Annotated in this window: 19 protein-coding genes, 2 tRNA genes and 1 pseudogene; 7 read left to right on the plus strand and 15 right to left on the minus strand. The window is 57.3% G+C overall.

Annotated elements, in window-relative coordinates; translation table 11 throughout:
• The first annotated feature begins 161 nt into the window (after positions 1 to 161).
• Positions 162 to 1,949: a sensor domain-containing diguanylate cyclase gene (locus ACHUE7_RS09555; protein ID WP_394169761.1), complete on the plus strand. Its 1,788-nt coding sequence runs from the start codon at positions 162 to 164 to the stop codon at positions 1,947 to 1,949.
• Positions 1,950 to 2,029: 80 nt separating this feature from the next.
• Entirely contained in the window at positions 2,030 to 2,431 is a 402-nt protein-coding gene (locus ACHUE7_RS09560) for a VOC family protein (RefSeq protein WP_394169762.1), read from the plus strand.
• Positions 2,432 to 2,497: 66 nt separating this feature from the next.
• Here ACHUE7_RS09560 and ACHUE7_RS09565 read toward each other — a convergent pair whose 3' ends face one another.
• From ACHUE7_RS09565 to ACHUE7_RS09580, 4 genes and pseudogenes are all read right to left on the minus strand, one after another.
• Entirely contained in the window at positions 2,498 to 3,646 is a 1,149-nt protein-coding gene (locus ACHUE7_RS09565) for a 4-phosphoerythronate dehydrogenase (RefSeq protein ID WP_394169763.1), read from the minus strand.
• 252 nt (positions 3,647 to 3,898) lie between these two features.
• Positions 3,899 to 5,125, minus strand: a pseudogene (gene rhlB, locus ACHUE7_RS09570) (ATP-dependent RNA helicase RhlB); the annotation flags it as partial.
• A gap of 444 nt (positions 5,126 to 5,569) precedes the next feature.
• A complete protein-coding gene (locus ACHUE7_RS09575) occupies positions 5,570 to 6,460 on the minus strand; it encodes an NAD(P)-dependent oxidoreductase (RefSeq protein WP_394169764.1) in 891 nt (296 codons plus the stop codon).
• 81 nt (positions 6,461 to 6,541) lie between these two features.
• Positions 6,542 to 7,144, minus strand: a complete 603-nt coding sequence (locus tag ACHUE7_RS09580) for an elongation factor P hydroxylase (RefSeq protein ID WP_394169765.1) — start codon at positions 7,142 to 7,144, stop codon at positions 6,542 to 6,544.
• Positions 7,145 to 7,314: 170 nt separating this feature from the next.
• Between ACHUE7_RS09580 and ACHUE7_RS09585 the strand changes: the two genes are divergently transcribed.
• Complete coding sequence (locus ACHUE7_RS09585; protein WP_394169766.1) at positions 7,315 to 8,730, plus strand: MATE family efflux transporter; 1,416 nt, start codon at positions 7,315 to 7,317, stop codon at positions 8,728 to 8,730.
• Positions 8,731 to 8,736: 6 nt separating this feature from the next.
• On the opposite strand, the gene tusA is transcribed toward ACHUE7_RS09585, so the two are convergent.
• The 3 genes from tusA to ACHUE7_RS09600 form a co-directional block, all read right to left on the minus strand.
• On the minus strand, positions 8,737 to 8,979 hold the full coding sequence (gene tusA, locus ACHUE7_RS09590; protein WP_394169767.1) for a sulfurtransferase TusA: 243 nt from the start codon (positions 8,977 to 8,979) through the stop codon (positions 8,737 to 8,739).
• Between the two features lie 269 nt (positions 8,980 to 9,248).
• Positions 9,249 to 10,250: a YheT family hydrolase gene (locus ACHUE7_RS09595; RefSeq protein WP_394169768.1), complete on the minus strand. Its 1,002-nt coding sequence runs from the start codon at positions 10,248 to 10,250 to the stop codon at positions 9,249 to 9,251.
• Between the two features lie 219 nt (positions 10,251 to 10,469).
• Complete coding sequence (locus tag ACHUE7_RS09600) at positions 10,470 to 11,006, minus strand: energy transducer TonB (protein ID WP_127554907.1); 537 nt, start codon at positions 11,004 to 11,006, stop codon at positions 10,470 to 10,472.
• Between the two features lie 206 nt (positions 11,007 to 11,212).
• On the opposite strand from ACHUE7_RS09600, the gene ACHUE7_RS09605 reads away from it, so the two are divergent.
• A tRNA-Asn gene (locus ACHUE7_RS09605) sits at positions 11,213 to 11,288 on the plus strand.
• A 57-nt stretch (positions 11,289 to 11,345) separates the two neighbouring features.
• Positions 11,346 to 11,421, plus strand: a tRNA-Asn gene (locus tag ACHUE7_RS09610).
• A 120-nt stretch (positions 11,422 to 11,541) separates the two neighbouring features.
• Here ACHUE7_RS09610 and ACHUE7_RS09615 read toward each other — a convergent pair.
• Together ACHUE7_RS09615 and ACHUE7_RS09620 are read right to left on the minus strand one after the other, a co-directional pair.
• The gene (locus ACHUE7_RS09615) at positions 11,542 to 12,246 is read right to left on the minus strand and encodes an FKBP-type peptidyl-prolyl cis-trans isomerase (protein WP_463558921.1); all 705 of its coding nucleotides are present in this window, start codon (positions 12,244 to 12,246) and stop codon (positions 11,542 to 11,544) included.
• A gap of 319 nt (positions 12,247 to 12,565) precedes the next feature.
• Positions 12,566 to 14,008 (minus strand): hypothetical protein, encoded by a 1,443-nt coding sequence (locus ACHUE7_RS09620; protein ID WP_394169769.1) that lies wholly within the window; start codon positions 14,006 to 14,008, stop codon positions 12,566 to 12,568.
• A gap of 203 nt (positions 14,009 to 14,211) precedes the next feature.
• Here ACHUE7_RS09620 and ACHUE7_RS09625 point away from each other — a divergent pair, with 203 nt between their 5' ends.
• Positions 14,212 to 15,606, plus strand: a complete 1,395-nt coding sequence (locus ACHUE7_RS09625; protein ID WP_394169770.1) for a hypothetical protein — start codon at positions 14,212 to 14,214, stop codon at positions 15,604 to 15,606.
• Here ACHUE7_RS09625 and ACHUE7_RS09630 read toward each other — a convergent pair.
• From ACHUE7_RS09630 to dapA, 6 genes are all read right to left on the minus strand, one after another.
• A complete protein-coding gene (locus tag ACHUE7_RS09630) occupies positions 15,563 to 17,017 on the minus strand; it encodes an NAD(P)H-hydrate dehydratase (RefSeq protein WP_394169771.1) in 1,455 nt (484 codons plus the stop codon). The two genes, ACHUE7_RS09625 and ACHUE7_RS09630, sit on opposite strands and share 44 nt — an antisense overlap.
• Before the next feature lie 121 nt (positions 17,018 to 17,138).
• Positions 17,139 to 17,957: a TIGR04219 family outer membrane beta-barrel protein gene (locus ACHUE7_RS09635; protein WP_394169772.1), complete on the minus strand. Its 819-nt coding sequence runs from the start codon at positions 17,955 to 17,957 to the stop codon at positions 17,139 to 17,141.
• 167 nt (positions 17,958 to 18,124) lie between these two features.
• The gene (purC, locus tag ACHUE7_RS09640; RefSeq protein WP_394169774.1) at positions 18,125 to 18,841 is read right to left on the minus strand and encodes a phosphoribosylaminoimidazolesuccinocarboxamide synthase; all 717 of its coding nucleotides are present in this window, start codon (positions 18,839 to 18,841) and stop codon (positions 18,125 to 18,127) included.
• A 16-nt stretch (positions 18,842 to 18,857) separates the two neighbouring features.
• Positions 18,858 to 19,625 carry an MBL fold metallo-hydrolase gene (locus ACHUE7_RS09645; RefSeq protein ID WP_348475747.1) on the minus strand — a complete coding sequence of 256 codons (768 nt, stop codon included), beginning with the start codon at positions 19,623 to 19,625 and terminating at the stop codon, positions 18,858 to 18,860.
• 5 nt (positions 19,626 to 19,630) lie between these two features.
• Positions 19,631 to 20,242: a hypothetical protein gene (locus ACHUE7_RS09650; RefSeq protein ID WP_394169775.1), complete on the minus strand. Its 612-nt coding sequence runs from the start codon at positions 20,240 to 20,242 to the stop codon at positions 19,631 to 19,633.
• 1 nt (position 20,243) lies between these two features.
• The gene (gene dapA, locus ACHUE7_RS09655) at positions 20,244 to 21,119 is read right to left on the minus strand and encodes a 4-hydroxy-tetrahydrodipicolinate synthase (RefSeq protein WP_394169776.1); all 876 of its coding nucleotides are present in this window, start codon (positions 21,117 to 21,119) and stop codon (positions 20,244 to 20,246) included.
• 306 nt (positions 21,120 to 21,425) lie between these two features.
• On the opposite strand from dapA, the gene ACHUE7_RS09660 reads away from it, so the two are divergent.
• Positions 21,426 to 21,905 carry a peroxiredoxin gene (locus tag ACHUE7_RS09660; RefSeq protein ID WP_394169777.1) on the plus strand — a complete coding sequence of 160 codons (480 nt, stop codon included), beginning with the start codon at positions 21,426 to 21,428 and terminating at the stop codon, positions 21,903 to 21,905.
• Positions 21,906 to 21,910: the final 5 nt, after the last annotated feature.

Genomic DNA, 21,910 nt, shown 5'->3' on the forward strand with positions numbered 1-21,910 from the left:
CGCGAACACCGAAGGGAAGTTATACTCGCTCGAACAGAGTTTTATCTGGAGGATCCCATCCTCTACAGGGAGGTAAAATGCGGAGTAAATGTAGCAGGCGAGGCTCGGCCCTTACCCGTTGTACCGCCGCGCTGATTTGGGCATTCACTGTATTCACTGGCATGGCAACCGCCGCCGTTATTCCAGCCAACGATCTGCCCGGAGATCTGGTGGGCTGGGTGGAGCTGCTTCAGGAACCCGCTGACGCGTCGGAGTGGAACCTGAACACCGCCCTCAACGCACCCGAATCACAGTGGGTTCCAATCTCCAATTCCGTTTTAAACTTCAGTTTCGATGCTTCTGCCTACTGGGTTCGGTTCACCCTCAACAACCCGACTGACACCAATATTCGACTGATATTTGATGTCGCGCAGCCACTGCAAGATTACATTGGTGCCTGGCTGGTGGATGAAAACAACATGCCCGTCCGAACCTGGCAAACCGGTGACCGCCGCCCAACCTCAGGCCGCCCTTTCGCCTACCGGGCATTCGCGTTTCCAATCAGCATTGCACCCGGTCAGCAGATCCAGTTCATCGCCCGGCTCGACACCCACGACGGCCTCTATGACGCCCTGCCCCTGTCGCTGGTTAGCCAGGGCACCTTCTTCATGCAAAAAGACAGGGAAGCACTCTGGTTTGGGTTTTACTACGGCGCAATAACGATACTGCTGCTGTACAACCTGCTCGTCGGCGTGGCCACTCGCGAACGGGATTTTTTGTTGTACAGCCTGTATCTGGGGTGCTTCTTGCTCTGGAATCTGGCCTTCCGAGGCTACCTTGCACTGGGCCCTCTGGCGAATGCGCCCATCCTGAACAACATGGCGACCGCGGTGTTTGGCGGCTCCATCTTTATCTCGCTGATTATATTCACACGCCGGTTTCTATCGTTGAACACGCGCATGCCACGCACCGACATCACGTTGATGATACTGGCAGCGGCTATGACGATACCGATTCTGCTGGCGATGCTGGACTACTACGCCCCGGTGTTCCAACTGATCATTCCGCTGGCACTGATCATCATGCTGAGCGTACTGGCCGTCGCGACCTACCTTTCATTTAAACGTATTCGCACAGCACGCATCTACCTGCTCGCCTGGGTATTTCTGATCGCCTCTGCATTTGCCTATTACGGGCGCGTGCTGTCACTGGTGCCTTCTACCTGGCTTACCGAAAATGCTTTGAATATCGGGTCATTGATTGAACTGCTGGTCCTGTCTCTCGCCATGGCCGACCGCATTCGGGTACTCAAACAGGAAAGGCTGGAAAACCAGACTTACCTGATTGACCGGGAACGGGAAATGAATCAGGAATTGAAAGAGCAGGTAGCATTAAAAACCAGGGAGTTAAAGCAACTTGCCGATCGCTTTGAACAGGAATCGATTACCGACCCACTCACTGGCCTGAAAAATCGCAGAACGTTTGAGTCGACTCTGGAGCAGTCAGTGCGCCAGCAAGACCGGGATAACCCGTGGCTTTGCCTGGCTCTGATCGATCTTGACTACTTCAAGAACTTCAACGATCAATACGGTCACCCTCAAGGCGATAAACTGCTGGAACAACTAGGCCAAGTGTTATTGCACACTTTTCAACGAGGTGATGACTGTGTTTTCCGAATGGGTGGAGAAGAGTTTGGGGTTGTGTTCCGAACCGATTCGACTCAGGCGGTAACCGCCATGTTGCAAGAATTCCAGACGAAATTGGCTGCCATTCCTTCCCAGGCCAGTGCCGAACCGGTAACGGCCTCCGTTGGCGTTGCCTGTGTGCTGAACGGCAATAGCATTTCCCCAAGCGAGCTCTATGTTCGTGCTGATGAGTTACTGTATCAATGCAAATCAGAGGGGCGTAACCAATTCCGTATCGGGCATCTTGACGAACCTGCCACAGGCAAAGACCTTGCCCGCCGTTAATCCATGGCCAGTGGGTATACGGCCTTATGAAATTTTAAACATCGCCCTGAACCCCGCCAAACCCAATCAGGAGAGCATCCATGGAGACGATTAAACGATTGCTGCTGAATGTGCTGTCAGATGACCTGGAAGCCAGCAAGGCGTTTTACACGACCCTGTTCGATTTCGAGGTGGACTATGACAGCGACTGGTTTGTGCACCTGATTTCAACCAGCCACCAGCTTGAGCTCGGTATCATGAGTGTCAATAGCGACATTCTGCCTACGGGCATTCAGCCGCAGCCCCGTGGGTTCTACACAACCCTGGTCGTGAGTGACGTTGATGCGGTGTTCGAGATGGCGAAGAGCACAGGATTAACCGTGCTCAGCGAACCGGAAGATACCTTCTACGGCCAGCGTCGTCTGGTGCTTGAAAGCCCCGAAGGCAGCATCATCGACGTATCGGCGCTCATTCCGAATTTTTCACCTGAACACCTTCAGTGAAATGGACCTATTGGTGGACTGGAAGAAATACTGGAAAGGCTGACCAATAGCAGTGATGCCACCCGGCTAAAGCGCAAACCCCAATTGACTTAGCCAGAGCCGCGACGCTTCAGGCACGTTAGCAAGCCTGGCCGCTGCCAGCTCGCGGCGTTTTGGGTAATGTTTGCGCAGACTGTCGAAAGTAGCAGGCTGAACAAGGCCGTTATCCAGGGCGTAGTGCATTGCGACCGTGTCGCGAGCCGGGTCGTGCAGGGCCTGAATCAGTTCACTGCCCAGTTGCTCGGGGGTTTCGGCATCAAAGAAATGGGCGTCGAGCATGGGGCCTTCCGGCAAATCCGGCCCTGACGGCAAAGGCTGGCTGGCCCACGGATACAGCGCCTCTGCCAACATGCGAGTACCGGTCCATTTGCCTTCCTGGCTGTAGCCAGCCACATGGGGGCTGGCCTGATAGACCGCACTGAGTAAGGCTTCACTTACCCGGGGTTCGTCTGGCCATACGTCGAGCACCGCCTTTATCTTGCCGGTATCCAGCACGGCTTGCAGTGGGGCTTCCTGGATCACCGGGCCACGACCAGCGTTGATCAGCCAGGCACCCGGCTTTAGCCAGGCAAGCTGTTCTTCACCGATCATGCCTTCGGTTGCGTGATCACCCTCTCGAGTCAGCGGGGCGTGCATGCAGACTATGTCGGAGGCTTGCAACACCGTGCGCAAGTCTACAAAGCTGCCCTGCCCGACCTGTTCAGCCCGCGGTGGATCACACACCAGGGTGCGAACGCCCAGAGACTGCAAACGCTCAACCAGCTTGCCGCCGACGTTACCTGCGCCTACTACGCCAATGGTCTGTTGCCACCAGGGTAATTCCAAATCGAGATGCAGACGGGAAAATACAGACAACACCCAATCGACGACAGACTGAGCGTTGCAGCCGGGGGCATGGTGAAATGCGATACCCTGCTCGGCTAACCAGTCCTGATCGATATGATCGGTACCAATGGTGGCACTGCCCACAAACCGGACGGGCGTACCCTCGAGTAACTCGGCGTTAACTCTGGTAACGGAACGCACCAGCAAAACGTCGGCGTTCATCAGATCGGATCGGGAGAGTGTGCGACCCGGCAGCCGGATCAGGGAAGCAGCGAGCCCTGAGAACCAGGGCTCGACGTGGGGCATGTTCTCGTCAGCGACGATGCGCAGCCCCGGTCGGTCTTGAGTCACTTACGCAGAACCGTCTTTACGGTTACCCCGGTTATCGTCTTCTTCAACCGGATCGGAATCGTCGGCGTCTGCCGGTGCGGCCGCTTCAGTTGCCTGGGCCTCAGCGGTTTCTGTCGTAGGTTCTGCGTCGGTATCGTCGGCATCTGTTGTTAGCTGATCAGTTGCCTGGGCAGCGTCGTCTTTCGCCTGTTCAGCGTCTTCGTCGGCTTTCGACAAGGGAGTCGTTTCACCAATTTCAGCCAACCACTCTACTGGTGGCTGTTCCAGCTCGATCTTGCGCTTGATGTAGTCTTCAATCGCCGGAATCTGGAAGGAGTCGTCTTCACAGGCAAAGCTGATCGAAACACCCTTGGCGCCAGCACGGCCGGTACGGCCAATGCGGTGCACGTAATCTTCGGCATCTTCCGGCAGGGTGTAGTTGACCACGTGCGAGACGCCTTCAACATGAATGCCCCGGCCGGCGACATCGGTCGCGACCAGCACGGGCACCTTGCCTTCCTTGAAATTATCGAGCGTTTTGATGCGCTTGGCCTGGGGTACTTCGCCCGACAACACTTCGCACTGAATGCCGTCCTTGCCAAGGCGCTCGCTCAGGTCTCGAACGATGTCACGACGGTTGGCGAACACCATCACCCGGTCAGCGTTCGGCTGACGCAGGACGTGCCGCAACAGGGGGTATTTTTCAGCAGTGGTCACCAGATAGACATGCTGCTCGACGTCTTCAGCGGTTTTCACCGTTGGCTCAACTTCAACCCGTACCGGCTCGCGCGTCCAGCGCTCGGCCAGATTGAGGATGTCGTACGAGAAGGTCGCCGAGAACAGCAATGTCTGGCGCTCTTCGGTTTTCGGGGTTGCCCGCACAATGGTCTTGATGTCGGGAATAAAGCCCATGTCGAGCATGCGGTCAGCTTCATCGATGACCAGGGTTTCCACCTGATCCAGAAAGACCTGTTTGCGGTTCATGAAGTCGATCAGTCGGCCCGGCGTGGCAACCAGAATGTCCAACCGGCTTTCTTCCAGCTGCTTGCGCTGCTTGTCCATGTCCATACCACCGACCAGAGCAGCCACTTTCAGGCGGCTGTGCTTGGTCAGGGCTTTGGCATCTTCAGCGATCTGCAGTGCCAGTTCACGCGTCGGTGCGAGAATGAGCGCGCGGGGTTCACCGGCGTACTGCTCCGGCAAACGATGCTCCATCAGGTCGGTAATGACGGTGATCAGGAAGGCCGCGGTTTTACCGGTACCGGTTTGCGCCTTGCCGATGCAATCATGGCCCGCCAGAGTGTAAGGCAACGTCATCGCCTGGATGGGGCTGCAATACTGGTAGTTCATTTCATGAATGGCGCGCATCAGGGCGATGGGCAAAAACAGATCGTGGAAACGAACTTTGCCGGGTTCTTCGGGGACTTTGAATTGAGAGATGTGCCAACGGGGTTTACGAGGTTTTCTAGCTTGACTTGTCACAGATTCACACAGACCAATATAGTTGGAGGCACTCGGCGATTCACCGGCCGGGCACCTGTTGGTTTTACGGCAACTGACCCGTCCGTCCTGTCAGGACCGGCAATATGGATCGTTACCCTTCGTTTTCCGAAGACCACCCGGTTCTAACGCGTCGGGGGTGGCAAACTTCGGCGGTAAAGCCTTACTAAAGAACGCAACAAGGGCCACGGGCTCACTTGTTGTTTACACACTTGCCAGCAACAATCGGGTTTGCCACCCCGTCGCGGCGACCGGCTTCATAAGCCTGTCATACACGACACCGATGGCAGGGGCTGGGCCCGTGACACCGATTTCAGACAGGGTGTCACTCCCGCGGCTGCGCAAGCGGTGCCGATTGTAGCGCACTTTTTATGCACTCTCGACTTTTTCAGCACTGCCGGCCCGTTTCTGCGGAATCACCTGGCCAACGGACGGACGGCCCGCTTATTTCGAGGCCCAGTCCGGCGCAAGCCGGCGAATGAGCACCGAGGTATCGCACCGGTTCATGCCTGCATCCTGCAATTGTTGATAGTAGCCATTCACTTCGGTCGCCATCGGCAGATCCAGGCCCAGGCGACCCGCTTCAGCCAGGGCATAGTTCAGGTCTTTGCGCATCCAGTCGATGGCAAAGCCAAAATCGAATTTGTCTTCAGCCATGGTCAGTGCCCGGTTGTTCAATTGCCAGCTCTGCGCTGCACCACCGCCCAGCACCTGCTGCACATCCTCGATATTAAGCCCGGCCGCTTTGGCAAGCGTAACGCCTTCCGCAAGGCCCTGCAAAATGCCGGCAATACACACCTGGTTAACCATTTTGCACAGCTGGCCACTGCCTGCCGGCCCCAGCAACCGGGATTGCTTGCCCGTGGCATCAAACAAGAGTTGAGCCCGTTCAAAAGCCTCAGGCTCGCCACCGCACATAATGCTCAACTGACCGTTTTCAGCCCCTGCCTGACCACCCGACACCGGCGCATCGATAAAGGAAAGGCCTTTATCACGACAGGCGGCATCCAGCTCACGCGCCAAATCAGCAGAGGTGGTGGTATGGTCGATGACCAGTGCGCCTGGCCTGGCCTGGGCGAGCGCTCCGTCATCGCCCAGCAGTACCGACCGAACATCTTCATCGTTACCAACGCAGACTAAAATAGCATCGGCGTCTTTGGACGCTGCAGCGGGCGTCTCAGCCCGGCGACCACCGTACGTATCCACCCACAGCGCCGCCTTGCTTTCGGTTCGATTGTAGACACAGACGTCAAACCCGGCTTGCTGCAGATGCCCGGCCATGGGAAACCCCATGACCCCCAGACCCAAAAAGCTGATGCGCTCAATTGCAGCCATTTATTCGCCCTCATTCTCTGTTCAGAATTAGTCGACCATAAGCGACGCCTTGTGCGCGCGTCCAGTCATAGATTGGTAGGACTAGCGGGGAAGCTCAACAAAACAATGGGCTTGCGGCCAGGGCTGGCCGAACTGATCACAGAGTCGTTTCACCGCATCATGTGCCCGAGCTGGCAGCCCATCGGTCACATACCGGGCAGCCTGTCGCTGCACGGCCTGGCGAAAAGGCTGGCTGTCGGTCGGAATGCCGTTCAGGTTATCCGTACTGGTGCGGAACGGCCGGCCCGTCGCCGATGCCAGCCACCACTCAATGGCCTGGGGTTTTACCTCAACCTGCTCAAATGCCGCCTGCTGCCTGGCATCGCGCCCATCCGGACAGTACCAGTAGCCATAGTCTTCCAGCATACGGCGATTAGCTCCGGCCAGGCACCAGTGGGCCAACTCGTGCAGAGCACTGTTAAAGTAGCCGTGAGCAAAAACGATACAATTCAGATCATCGGCTGCGGCTGCCGGCAGGTAAACCGGCTCACCGGAACCGGGCACCAGGCGCGTTTGCCAGTCTCGCGCCAGCCAGGGGTTCAGACAATCGAGCAGTTCTTTAACACCCGCTTCCCATTGCGCAACCGGCAGAGCATAGACGCCACTGCATGCGCCGGGCTGGGTACTTAGAGTGTCTGACTGCATGGGTTCGCCTTCGAATCGTTCGCCGGGCAGTTTACTGTTTGCGAAACACTACGCAAGTCAGGCCTCGCCGATTAAACACCGCATGGCGAAACGCCCCAAAAGTGCGCATACTATTGCGCCTTCAAATACAGCGCCTCTTAAACAAGGTACGTCACGTCAAGGATTTCGCAGTGGACCAGAGTCATCAGCCCAAACCCATTCGTCAGGCCAGCCTGGTCAGTCGTACACTGAGCGAATGGAAGACACTGGCCTTACTGGGCGGACCCATTCTGGTGGCCCAACTGGCACAGATGGCAAATGGAGTCATCGACACCATAATGGCCGGCCATGCCAGTGCTGAAGACCTCTCAGGCGTGGCGATTGGCACCAGCCTCTGGGTTCCCCTATTCCTGTTTTTCATGGGGGCACTCAGCGCCCTGCAACCGATCATTTCCGGCTACCGGGGCAGCAATACACTGAACCGCGTCATGCCCATTACCTGGCAGGGCTTGTACATAGCCGCCGGTGCGGCTGTGCTGATCATCCTGTTTCTGGTTAATGTGCGACCCATTCTGGATGCGCTGCAACTGGAAACCAACACGGCTCGCATCACCCAGGGCTATCTGTCAGCCTTTGCCTGGGGCATACCCGCCATTCTGGTGTTCGCTGCCCTGCGTGGCCTGACTGACGGCCTCGGCCACACCAAGGCGTTTATGGCCTTTTCCCTGCTCGGCACGGGCATGAACCTGCCACTGAACTACATTCTGATCTACGGCAAGCTCGGCATGCCCGAGCTCGGTGGTATTGGTTGTGGCTGGGCGACGGCGATTTCCAACTGGGTCGCCGTTACCGGCTTCATCATTTATTTGAACCGTAGCCGGCATTACAGCCGCTTTCACCTGATCGATGACTGGGTCAAACCCCACTGGGCCGACATACAATACGTGCTGAAACTGGGCGTACCCATTGGCTTTACCATCTTCATCGAAGCCAGCGTCTTCTCGGTGATTGCGCTGTTTCTGGCGCCGCTAGGCCCCGTTGTGGTAGCCGGCCACCAGATAGCATTGAACGTCGTATCACTGGTATTCATGGTACCACTGAGTCTCGGCATGGCCCTGACCCTGCGCATCAGTTTCCTGATCGGCGCCAAAGCTACAGATGCCGCCCGACTGAATGCCCGAAGCTCCCTGGTTCTGGTCATGGCGATCGCCGCTGTCTACGCAACCCTGTTCTTCCTGGGCTCAGACCTGATCGCCCGCCTATACACCAGCGACCCGGAGGTGCGAGCTGTTGCCGGGCTCTTGCTGGCCTACGCCGCCATCTTTCAGATCGCCGACGTCATGCAGGTCACCTGCATCAGCGCCCTGCGCGGTTACCGTGATACCCGCATCCCCATGTACATCATGATGCTGTCGTTCTGGGCGATCTGCCTGCCCCTGGGCTATGTTCTGACCTTTACCGACTGGATCGTACCGGCCATGGGCGCCGCCGGTTTCTGGATCGGCCTGATTGCCGGCCTAACCAGCGCAGCGACCTTGCTCGTGATTCGCCTGTTCTGGTTCAGTCGGCAGCCACTGGCCAATCTGGACGTGCCGGCCACCGCTTAAGGGCGCTCAGCGCCCTACCTTCTGCACCCAGTACCGATACTCATCGTCCAGCTTGGAATGCTGGACCAGGGTATGATTCAGAAATTCACAAAACTGGGGAATATCGCGCTCGGTCGCCGGATCTGTAGCGACCACACACACCACCTCATCCACCGCCATCTTCCGAATCTGACGATGCAACATCATCACCGGTTCGGGACACCTCAGTCCGCGCGTATCCAGCAAGTGATCAAATTCCGGGTCTGTCATGGGGGCTCCTGGTTTATGACTGTGGCTTGGCCTCGGTTGAATTAGCCCTGTAGCTTGAGTTCGGCGGTCAATTAGCCTCTGAAAAAACTGAATACAATGTGACCACCAATATTAGTGTTGGGTACCGGGTAAGCCTGTCTGGGGAAGTCCGCAGCATGGATGCTGCGGTCTAGGCCCCATGGATGGGTTCACGCCGGCCCCAGAGAGGCTTACCCGGTGCCGAGCACGAACCCCTTAGCAGTCGTAGCCCAAGCAACCAACGACCTGGATTATAAAACCGGGCTACCGGTTTTATAATCCGCCGTTTCCAAACAACTCCGGGCAAACGCCAGTGCCCGGTACTCTGACCAGAGTGGCTGATTCAGGCGCCAGCGCATAAAGCCGACATGGCCGCCGCGCAACGGTGTTTCCAGCAGTAAATTGGGTGAGGCATTGCTGGGGCGGCGGTAACAGGGGCTGGCCAGAAACGGGTCGTCGAGTGCATTGACCACCAGGGTTGGGCGGCGCAGCCGGTCAAGCACCTTGCCGCTGGAACAGCTGTGCCAATAGTCTTCCGCGTCGCGATAGCCGTGCAATGGGCCGGTGTAGCGATCGTCGAACTGTTTGAAGTTCCGAATCTCGTCGTAGCCTGCCAGGCTGACCTGATCCGGGAAGCGCTCGGCTTTGTCGGCAATCTTCACTTTCAGATCGCCCAGAAAGCGGCGCATGTAGATACCCTGGGCGGGGCGTGCCAGTGCATGGGCACAGGCCTCCAAATCCAGCGGAACACTAAAGGTGGCGCCACCGACCACGGCTGCGGGCAGATCCGGCTCAGCCAGGGATAATACCGTCTGATTACCGCCCATACTGAAACCGACCAGGAAAATCTTGTCTGCACCCTCAGCCATGCCATGGGCAATCACCGCTTTCAGGTCTGCAATAGCCCCGCTGTGATAAAAACGCGGCAACCGATTCATTTCGCCGCTGCAACTGCGAAAGTTCCAGGCAATGACGCGCCAGCCCGCGTCATGAAAATGGCGCGCCATGCCCTGAACGTAAGCACGATGGCTGTTGCCTTCAAGACCATGACTGATGATGACCAGGGGCGCTTCGGCAGATTGTGCCGGCAGTTCATCCAGATCCAGAAAATCGCCATCCTCCAGCTCCAGTCGGGTGCGCTGGTAAGGGACGGAGACCCGACGGAAAACCGACGGCACAATGGATTGCAAATGACCGTTGGCCATGCCCCACCCAGCAACATAGGGCGGGAATTCAAGATCGTTGTGAGTCACGGAGGTTTATATCGACCCTGGCTGACGAAGTAAGGGCGGCATTCTACTGAAACAGGCCAGGCAGTGCGAGTCTGTGGGGGCTAATGTGGCCAGAAACCCAAGGGCGCAACGGCGGTCAAGTTGTGGCCTTCAGCAACCCGTAAGCCAGCAACAACATAATGACAATCACAAACCCGGAATAACGGACCTGCTGACACCGCTTGCAGGGCTTTTTGGCCATCAGGCAGCCCGGCGCGGCATATAGCGAGTACTCAGTGCGTCAAAAAAACTTTCCCGCAACTGGGCAATCTCGCGTTTGACTTCATCGAGCGTGTGCAGCTCCTCGCCACTGAACTGATGCTTGTCGGCATGGACCTGGCGGCGCAGATTCACGATCTTGGCCCCGTAGATGCGCAGGGCGCGCTCCAGTTTTTTCTCTCCCAGAAGCAACAATGTACTCTCCGCTTCGGTCAGGTCGTGAAACACCGTTACTAGCTCCTGCCCGACCCGAGTGAGTTCATCGCGGCGGCTTCTCGGCCATTGCTGGCCGTAGCGGGCAAATTCGGTGGCCAGTGAAAGGTACTGCTGATAAACGTGGTGAACACGGCCCACGTTATTGGCCACCTGCTCCATCAGTTCCCGCCGCTTGCGAAGGTCTTCAACCACTTTCTGATCCAGCGACGTATGCCGGCGCAGATACCACCAGAAGAAAAGACCACTGACCAGCATGCCGGTTGCGACTTTGACACCAGCATCGACCATTTCCAATGTGACCATGGGGTACCTCGTTAAATTTTTGACGGTTATCCAGCGATAGTCTCAAATTAGCAAGTTTCGTACCCAAACACCGGACACCCTGAAATGCGCGTTTCACCTGCCGCCAAAAGGCCACTGAATAACCGGCCCAGTTGCAAAAAACCTAAAAAAAACAACGCATTAGTGTTGACACATCAGACCGAATCACTAGAATACAACGCCGTTGCTCCTCGATAGCTCAGTTGGTAGAGCAGTAGACTGTTAATCTATTGGTCGCAGGTTCGAGTCCTGCTCGAGGAGCCAAAAATTTAACACTGGCGTCAAACAGCCCAAAGGGTTGCGGCGCTGGTTCGAGCTTATTCCTCGATAGCTCAGTTGGTAGAGCAGTAGACTGTTAATCTATTGGTCGCAGGTTCGAGTCCTGCTCGAGGAGCCATACAAAAAAGGCGTACCCTGGGGTACGCCTTTTTTTATGCCTGCCAGATAGGTTCCGGGAACCCTCGTTCTGGCTGTCAGCCGTTGCCTTCAATTATCCCGAAGACAACGGCCGCCTGAATTACATGACTTCCAGTAATTCGACTTCGAACATCAGCACAGAGCCAGCCGGAATGGTCGGGCTCGGGCTGTTGTCGCCATAGGCCAGTTCTGCCGGGATGTAGAACTTGTACTTATCACCTTCGGTCATCAGCTGAACGCCCTCTGTCCAGCCAGCGATGACGCCGCTGAGCGGGAATTCAATAGGCTCGCCACGATCAACGGAGCTGTCGAACACAGTGCCATCCATCAGCGTGCCGTGATAGTGCACGCGAACCGTGTCTTCAGCCGATGGTGATGCACCGTCGTCAGTTGAGGACATGACTTCGTACTGCAATCCGGAATCGGTTACCGTTACTTCATCACGCTCTGAGTTGTCGGCCAAAAAGGCTTCGCCAGCGGCTTTGTTTTCAGCAATCTGACCTTGTTGCTCGGCTTGCTGCTCAGCCATCGCGGCTTGCTGCTTTTCCTGCAATGCCTGGATTGCGGCATTGATCTCAGTCTGACTCAGTGCTGTTTCAGAGCCGCTCATAGCTGCTTCAATACCGGCAACCAACGCGTCGGTATCCAATTCCAGACCCTGTGTTTGCTGCATCAGGTTCGATGCAAAGCCAAAGCCAATACCATAGGACGCTTTCTGCTCATCGGTGTTCAACTCTTCGGCCATAACCGACCCTACAAAACCCAGCGCGATCGCACCGGCCAACAAACCTTTTTTCAAATGCATCAATATGCCTGCCTTTTCTTGTGTTAAGCGCCGGGTTCACCCGACTCACTATGTATTACCAGGGTGGGCCATGCCCTTCCCGTGAGTTCCTTTCGACGCCTGCCTGATATCAACACCCGTGTTAGGTACCCGGGTTTTCGTTACCCGGCCAACCGAACCCACTGGCCACAACACCCCGGGACGCACCCGGCGAGTTCGCACAGGCACCGTCGAAAGATAGCCCCCAGTCTAACTGGGGGCCGGAGCAGAAACCACAGCGTTTACCGGTAATTGACCGGAAATGGGGGCTGTTAGCACCACACCAACCACAGCGCTATCGCTACACCGGCTTGCGGATATCGGCCGCAGCTTCCTGGTGTTCCATTGCCTTGGCCGACCGTGGTCTGAGCCTCGAAGCCGCCCATAAGGGTAAGCCAATAAAAACATCGTACACGGCCTGGAAGGCCCGGTTCAAATACCACAACCAACCGGCCGCCAACCGAAACACCCAGGCCAGCAGCCGCAATGCCAGTGAAAGGGCAACCACCAGGACAATGCGCAAACTGTGCATTAGCCGTTCAAACGGTACTGCAAAAAAAATCAGGATAAAGGGCAGGACAAACGCCAGCATCATGCGTGCGCCCAACACCAACCCCTGATCCAGCAGTGGCGCCTCGTAGACGATGACGGGGTATTGTATCAGCCGCTCGAGCTCGGTAGCCGGCAAGCCTGCTCGCTGATGCAAGTACACCAGCCCGGCCTGAGTCATGGCCAGCACAACCAGCAAACCCGTCAATGCCCAGACCAGACGACGCCTGATCAGGGCATCCAGCCCATAAAGACCGTCAAATACGCGGGTAATGCGCAGTAACTCCATCAGTACCCAGCCCAGCACAACGCTTGCCCCAATCAGCATCAAGCCAGCCCAGTTTGTCATTGACAGGCCGACCAGCGGTTGGCCGGGCGCCATCAGGGTTTGCAGCGGTGCATTCATCAGGTCAAAGCTGAGCCAGGCAACACCCGCCCACAACGCAATCAGCACGGCAGACAACAACCCCTCAACCAACAGGGAAACCTGAAGGCCCCGGCTGGCCTGGTCTCCGGCGGTTACCAGGCGCTGGTATTGATCCATATGGCGGTCAATGTCGCGCGCCATGTCGAGCAAACCACGGATACCCGATCTCACCCGTTCGATGGCGTGACTGAGCTTGCGCCATTGCGGCATCATGCTGTGCAGCAGCCGATGCCGCTGACTCATGCTCTTACGATAATCATGCAGTGCCTGCTCATGCTGGCGGTTCAGGTTCGATTCGAGGTCCTTGAGCACACCGGAAAAAGCCGGATTGCCGCTCTGTGTTTCTTTCAGGCGCACAACAGCGGCAATGGAATCCAGCCAATCCGGGGCTGGCGGCGGCGTCTCCGCCGTCTTGTGATAATCCTCTTCAAGCTGGCTGATGTGCTGACTGATCTGACGCTGCCAGTGTGGGAACTGGGCAAGATCACGGTCGATAAGGTGCCATACCTGGTGGAACTCACGGTCCAGCCGTCGCTCCAGTCGCTGCTGGCCCATTTCGAGCAACACGACGCGGTTGCGGCGGTCTAGCTGATCTGCCGCGGCAACCAGCGCTTTCGCCTGGGCACGCAGTAGCAGCCGCACAGAACCGGTCAGGGCGTTTAACAGGCGCATTACCGACGCCCGCGCTACATAGCCCGCCACCATGGCAATCGCCACCCACACCATCGCTGACAGCAATGGCTGGTTCGGTATAATGATCCAACTCACATTGTTCTCACTGTTTTGATTGCGCGCTCAAGTTTGTTCGCGCAGGGTGTTGCCAGCATAGCCTTAACCCGATCATCCGCAAACTCAGGCTCAAGCGACCCAGTTTAGCGAAAAAGCGGTTTCAGGTCAGCGACCCTCAAGTTCCGGGCAGAGCGTCCGATGTATTAACGACCACCTGGTGGCTGCCTGATCCGGAGTTTTCTGTGCCCCATTACCTTACGCTGACCCTCACCGTCACCCTACTTTGCCTGGCGCTGTCCGCTTGCAGCCAGTCAGATGACGATGGCCAGGGCCGCTCAGGCAGCACCACCCAACTGTATCGGCTGACCGGAACTGTGGCGATTGGCCGGCCAGGCGCCTGGGCAGAGGTTTGTATTGAGACCGATTGCAGCCGGGCGAATCAGGAAGGCGTCTATCGGTTGTTATCGGAGCGTCAGCGCTCTGCCCTGATGCAAGCAACCATTGAAAACGCCGATCAGTCAGTCACCGAACTGACGGGCCTTTACCGCCACGAACCGGAGCAAACCGTCGCTCTGGTTAACATCAACCCGACCACCGACGCCCTGCTCGACAGCTGGAGCCAGTATCAATTGGGCCAGACGCTGGATGTTTGCACCACCAACGCCGGGTGCCGCAACGACCTGATCAGCCGTTTTACCCCGGACCGTCAGCAAGCCGCCCAGCAACAGCTGCAAACCTGGCTGGCGCCTGAGTGGCAAACCGCTCGCAACCCTTTCTCCGACCCTTATATTGCCGACCCCGACCTGGATTGGCTTGATGACCTCCACGACCATGTGCAACTGGAAGCAACGCCCTCCGGCTTGAACGCCCTGGACAACGAAGGTGACATACTCGACACGCTCAGCTACGCGACGCTGTTTGATGAAAACGCTGCGCTCATTGCCATAGGGGATGATGCACTTACCGCCGCTTTCGAGATCCCGCCAGCGGTACCGGCAAGCAACAACCCAATCACCATCGATTACCAGGCCATTCCCTCGTCGCCCTTTACCGCACCGGTTGACTGGCAAGTCGATGTCAGCGGTACTCGTTCCAACTTCCAGGGTGCGTTGTCGTTTCAGCACACCCTGGTGGGACCTACCGGACGCGTCACCATCGGCAGCGGGGCGCTGTTTGCCGCATCGCTGGCAGACCCCGGCCCTTATACCTGGGTGGTCGTAGCGACCGACAGCGAAGGCAACCAGGCAACCGATGGCCTGGCCCTGCAAGCCAGTGCCAGTGATGTGATCAGTCAGCCCAGCTTTGGCGCCGAGGGCAGTTGCGGCACCTCACCATTAACCGCCAATGCCAGCAATATCTGCATCAGCACCGTGGACGGTGGCTCTCTGGGCGCCTGTGAGGCCAGTGACAGCGGCAGCACCCAGACACAATACAGCCCGGCGCCCTGCTCTCCAGTATCGCAACAGGGCGGTGTGTTTCTGGGCACCTGCACTTCGCTACTGAACCAGGTTCGGGTATACCACTACGACAATCCACAGCGCAATACGGGCGAAACCCAAACGGAGCAGCGCACCCGTTTGCGCAACCAATGCGTCAATGACCTCGGGCGGGACTGGTCGGCCGAGCCGCCTGAATAAGAGGTAACAGGTCGGTCGCCAGCACAATACGCTGCTGGCTCGCCAGCGACTGCGCCAGGGCAGCGTGCCACCAGGTGGCCGATTGAGCCGCTTGCAGGGGTGAAAAGCCCTGAGCCATCAGCCCGCCTATCCACCCGGCCAGGGTATCGCCCATGCCCGGGGTTGCCATGGCCACTGTGCCCGGGTGACTGAACCAGAGCTGCCCTGCTTCTGCTATGACGCTTCCAGCCCCTTTCAGCACAACCACTGCCTGATAGCGTTCGCTCAGCGCCAGCGCTGCCATGCAGCGATCCGCCTGCACCTCCGCGGCAGAGAGACCCAATAGCGCACCGGCTTCGCCCGGGTGAGGTGTCAGCACCCAGCCTGGCAGGGCTTGGGGGTGTGCCGCCAGCCAGGCCAGACCATCGGCGTCCAGCACACCAAAATAGCCCCGCCCGGTCAAGGCGCTGCACCGAGCCTGCGCTTCCGAACCACGGCCCAGCCCCGGCCCCAACACAAGGACAGCTGAGTCGGATACGGCGCCGGCTTCCGGCGCTGCGGTCATCAGTTCAGGCTGTGCTACCAACACCGCCTGCGCATGCTCCGGCGTGGTATGCCAGACCACCTTTCCGGCCCCAGCCGCCAACGCTGCCCGAGCCGACAACAGTCCGGCACCGCCCATACCCACTGAACCGGCGACAACGCTGACTTGCCCAAATCGCCCTTTGTGGCCATTGGCAGCACGCGCTGGCCAGGCTGGCGCCGTTTCCAGGCGCCAATGCAACGCCAGATCCATCGACGCTGCCCGGCGGGCTGCATCGACACCGAGCGTCTCCAATCTCAAAGCACCCACACAACCAGGGCCATCGCCGGTCAATAAGCCGGGCTTGAACGCAATGAAACTCAGGGTTAGATCAGCCTGAAAAACGGCGCCCTCAGTGAGGCCGGTATCAGCGTTCAGGCCAGTGGGTACATCAACAGCCAGGCGAAAGGCAGCTTGTTGATTGATGGCGGCCACCATGCCGGCCAGCGGCTCTGCAAGAGCCCCTCGTTGACCTGAACCCAGCAGCGCATCGACAACCGCAACGGGGACAGTCACTGGCAAAGTCTCCTGTTCGCTACCTACACTGAGCCACCGCTGCCGGGCTCGCTCGGCATCCGAAGCCGGTCGCGAGGACCCCAAAGGCGCAATGACACAGACATCAAACCCGGTCTGATGAAGGTGCCAGGCGGCCACATAACCGTCACCGCCGTTATTACCCTTGCCTGCCAATACCCAGATAACGCCTTCGGATACCAGCGCTTGCACTTCACGCGCAATGGCTTTGCCAGCGGCCTCCATCAACGGCCAGGTACCTTGGTCACCGGTCTGATCCGATGCCCAGGCTTTTTCAACACTCGCCACGTCAGCTGCGGCTAAAACAGGTTTCATTGTCGACGTTCTCGGTTCATTGGCCTGCTGCACAGACTAGCCCAGTCAGGCTATAAACAAAAAAGCCTCCGGAAGGGAGGCTTTCAGGGGTTTCTTATATTCAGACTCAGGGTAAGTCAGATTAGAAGCTCAGCGCTGCACCGGCAAAGAAACCGGAATAATTCACGTCAGAGGCAAAATCTGAGGTATCGGCGCCCAGGGTTGAGTCACCAATGGTCAGGCTGTAGTTACGGTAGCCTGCTTCAACGCCCAGTTTGACCAGCATGTTGGTCGGCAGCGGCGCAAACCAGGTACCTTTCAATTCCAGATCAGTGATGTTGGTATCGCCGATCGGCAGCGTTTTCAGCTCCCCACCCAGACGAACATCGGCAACAGGGATGTCAAAGGAGCCACCCAGATACAGCATGGGGACGATGATCGGCGTGCCACCGACTTCAAAAGCGGTATCTATTGACTGATTGGTGCCGTCAACTTCTGCACTGAACCCACCGATTAAGGAACGGAAGTTGAGACCAAAATCTACTGAAGCTGAAGGCAGAGGGATGCCATAGGTCAATGACAGGTCAAAATAGCTCAGATCAAACTCTGACTCTAACTCACCGGTAAATGTTTGAGACTCCCCACCATACTCTACATTCTGAGCAACAGTGTTTGTACCTGTGCTGTACAGGTTCTGATATTTCAAACCAACATCAGGAAAAATAGGTACTGAAATTTTAGTCCAGGCATAAAGACCATTCTCAGCATCTTGATTCAACCCAACAGGCTCGCTAGTACTGTTGGTTCCTTGCAGGTCAATCGAATCATTCGCCAGAGACCCTTCATTCAGGGAGTTAAAGCTGTACCCCAACCCGCCGTCTATATCGATCAGTACCTTGGCAGATGCCAGGGGCGCAAACAAAACAGTAGCCGCAGCAGCGGTGGCCATCCAAATTTTCATAGTGATTCCTCATGTGCACGTTTCACAGACTGAGTCTGCACCAACAAGTGACGATGTAAATAACTCAAGTGTAATTACTGGCAGCCAATCAAGCGTGAGATGCCGGATGTACCTGACACGAACTCCTGGCTACTCTTCTAGCGTCAACTCAGACCATTGAGCGTAGTTCAAGACTGAAACTCGATACCAATACGGCGACCGACTTCTTCATAACTTTCGATAACATTACCCAAATTCTGGCGGAAACGGTCTTTATCCATCTTTTCGCCGGTACCGGCATCCCACAGGCGGCAGCCATCCGGTGAAAATTCGTCGCCGAGTACGATCTTGCCCTCGAAACGCCCGAACTCGAGTTTATAGTCAACCAGCACCAGACCACCACCGGCAAACAATTTCGTCAGTACCTCGTTGACCTGCAGCGTCAGCGCCTTCATGGCCTCAACTTCAGCTTCGGTCGCCCAGCCAAAGGTCGCAATGTGCGAGTCGTTGATCATCGGGTCGTGCAGAGCGTCGTTCTTCAGGAAGAACTCGAACACGGCCGGTGTCAGTTCCTGACCCTCTGTCACACCCAGCCGACGCACCAGACTGCCTGCAGCACGGTTACGCACTACACACTCTACCGGAATCATATCGAGGTTGCGTACCAGGCTTTCATTGATTGAGAGCTGGTCTACAAAATGAGTCGCAATGCCCGCCTGTTGCAGCGCTTTCATGATGAAGGCATTGAACTGGTTGTTCACCTGGCCCTTGCGCTCCAGTTGCTCCATTTTTTCACCGTCGAACGCCGATGTGTCGTTGCGAAACTCCAACACCAGCAGTGAGGGATCGTCGGTGGTATAAACGGTTTTTGCCTTGCCGGCGTAGAGCTCACCCGTTTTTTTCATTGCTTGGCCTCGTCAGTTAGGCGGGTTGTAATGGGATCCAGGGGCAGCCTTCATCCTGGGTCAGGGTATGGACTTGCAACGCTTTGTTGTTCTGCAGCACGGGGGCCAGTGCGGCCATGGCCAGATCAGGGTGGTTATTGTGCTCACTGATGTGCGAAATCATTAGATGCTGCAAGCCTCCCAGCTCGATGCTCGACAGCAACTGCGCCGCTTGCTGGTTGCTCAAATGCCCCCAATCACCCCCGACGCGACGCTTCAGGCTGGCCGGATAAGGCCCGTTTGCCAGCATCTCCGGGTCATGGTTGCATTCTAGCAGCAATGCCTGGCAACGTTGATAGCTGCGTGTGACCAGAGGGGTAATGCTGCCGAGGTCCGTTAATACGCCCATGCAGTATTGCTGAAACGTGAAAACGAACTGCACGGGCTCGCGCGCATCGTGGGGCACCGTGACCGGCTCTATTTCAACATCGCCAATACGAAACGGCCGGTGCACATTAATGGGTGTAAACAGGGGAACAGGCGTTTTGAACGACCGGGCGGTACCCGGCGTCGTGTACACCGGAACACCGTGCTTGCGGCTGAGCATCGGCGCGCCACGCAGGTGATCGCCATGTTCGTGAGTCACCATGATCGCCGTCAGTTGCGCCGGGTCGATGCCCCGGGCCTGCAAGCGCGATTCCGCTTCTTTCAGGCCAAAGCCGCAGTCTACCAGCAGCGTGGTCTCGCCTGCCTGGATCAGCGTGGCGTTGCCCTTACTGCCGCTGCCCAGAGAGGTAAACCGCATCACCGTTACTCCTGAGCAGCGGATTGACCACTGGTTGACGCCCGGCCTTCGAGCAGGGCATCGCGAAGCTCGTTCATAAGCTGACGGTTCTCTTCGGCACTCAAAACCAGATCATCCGGGTATTCGGCGGCTATGCCGGTACCGCTGACTCTGGGTACCAGAATCAAATAGACCGTCTGGCGCTCACCACTGAAAAAGGCGCCTATGCGCCCGAACAGATTGCGGCTGGCGACATCAGCATCTTCCAGCTCAAGGCGGTACTGACTGCGATTCCGGTCGGCCACCGGCCAGCCCAGCTGTGCCACTGCGCCTTCCAGCAACTCCCAGGTCAGGCTGGCGCTGCGATTCACTTGCAACGACACATTGCCAAAGCTGTCGGTATTGTCAGTGATGATCAGATCTGAGGTGGCACTGCGTTCAAACAGGGAGTCGTCGATCGTCACCGGCGGGCGGTCGACGGCCCGATCAGCGTTGGTAACGGTGCGAGGCTCTTCAACCGGTATCGGGTACCAGTCTGAGGAGGCTTCTGCTTCGGGGTTATAGTCGACGTTGATCTCGCGTTGGCCGCAAGCGGCCAGCACCAGGGTGGCACTCAGTAGAAGCAGAGGAAGTCTCACGTCAGACAACACCCGATTCCATCAGTGCCTTGCGGACGATGTCGTGCATGGGTTCAGACAGCGGCGTTAATGGCAACCGAATGCCCGCCGGAATCAGGCCCATTACATTCAGTGCCCATTTCACCGGAATCGGGTTCGCTTCAACGAACAGATTGGTGTGTAAGGGCATCAGTAAATCGTTGAGTCGAGTCGCCAGTTCCCGGTCGCCGGCCATCGCAGCAGCGCACAGGCTCGACATGGCCTTGGGAGAGACGTTGGCGGTTACTGATATATCGCCGTGGCCACCCATCAGCATCAGTTCCATGGCCGTGGCGTCATCACCACTGTAAATGGCAAAGCCCTCGGGGGCGTTGTCGATCAGGAAGCGGGCGCGCTCGAGATCACCCGTGGCTTCTTTAATACCGACAATATTGTCGACCTCGGCCAGACGCAGCGCCGTTTCAGGCAACATGTCGCAGGCCGTACGGCCGGGCACGTTGTACAGAATTTGCGGAATATCGACGTTCTCAGCAATGTAGCAATAGTGCTGATACAGGCCTTCCTGGGTGGGCTTATTGTAGTAGGGCGTTACCAGCAAGGCCGCATCGGCGCCTGCTGCTTTGGCAGCCCGCGTCAGGTGCATGGCTTCACGCGTTGAATTCCCGCCGGTACCGGCGACAACCGGTATACGACCGGCGCATTTATCCACAGTAAACCGGATCACTTCCTCGTGCTCTTTCATATCGAGCGTAGAAGCTTCACCCGTCGTGCCAACGGCGCCAATGGCGGCGGTGCCGTTGTCGATATGAAACTCGATGAGCTGCTCAAGGCTGGTCCAATCGACGGCACCGTCTGGGTGCATCGGTGTAACCATGGCGACAATACTGCCTGTGATCATGAAACTAACGTCTCCGGCTGTGCTCTTGATTCGATCGCCTCGGCTGACACGGGTCATTCCGGACGCTGGGACTGCTACCGTCTAAACCGGCAATGGTACTGGCGCGCTAGCACCGACACAAGCCCGGCCAGCGCCCTTTCAATCACCTGACCGGACGGTCAACTGGTATTGTTCAAAAAATGAGCCATACTTGATAAAGCTGCGTCCCGGCTGTGCCTGCCCATGCAGGGCTGACGGCCAGGCTGAACACCCATGCGACATACGAAGGCTCGCTTTCGCATGAATAACCGTACAAGGAGTACCAACATGACCGTCGAACCAGGTCTGCCAGTCCCCGATTTTGTGGTGCCGGCGACCAGCCACAAAAACGTTCATCTGCGCGCCCTGCGCGGATACCGGATACTGCTGTACTTCTATCCGAAAAATAACACCCCGGCGTGCACCATTGAAACCCAGGACTTCGGTGCCAACTATCACCGCTTTCGCCAGCAGAACATCCTTCTGTTCGGGGTAAGCCGGGACAGTCTGGACAGCCATGAAGCGTTCAAGCGGGCACAAAGCCTGCCGTTCGAACTGATTTCAGATTCCAACGAAGCGCTGTGCAACCTCTTTGGTGTGCTGCGGGAAAAAGAGCTACTGGGACGCACCATTACCGGCCTGGTGCGCAGCACCTTTCTGATCGACGAGCACGGCATCCTGGCGCGCGCCTGGATCGACGTTGATGCGCGCAATCATGTTCACCGCATACTCGATGAGCTGGATGCCAGGCCCCGGCGAACCGGCTAACCCTC

The organism is Saccharospirillum alexandrii (genome assembly GCF_043641555.1).
GTDB classification, from domain to species: Bacteria; Pseudomonadota; Gammaproteobacteria; order Pseudomonadales; family Natronospirillaceae; genus Saccharospirillum; species Saccharospirillum alexandrii_A.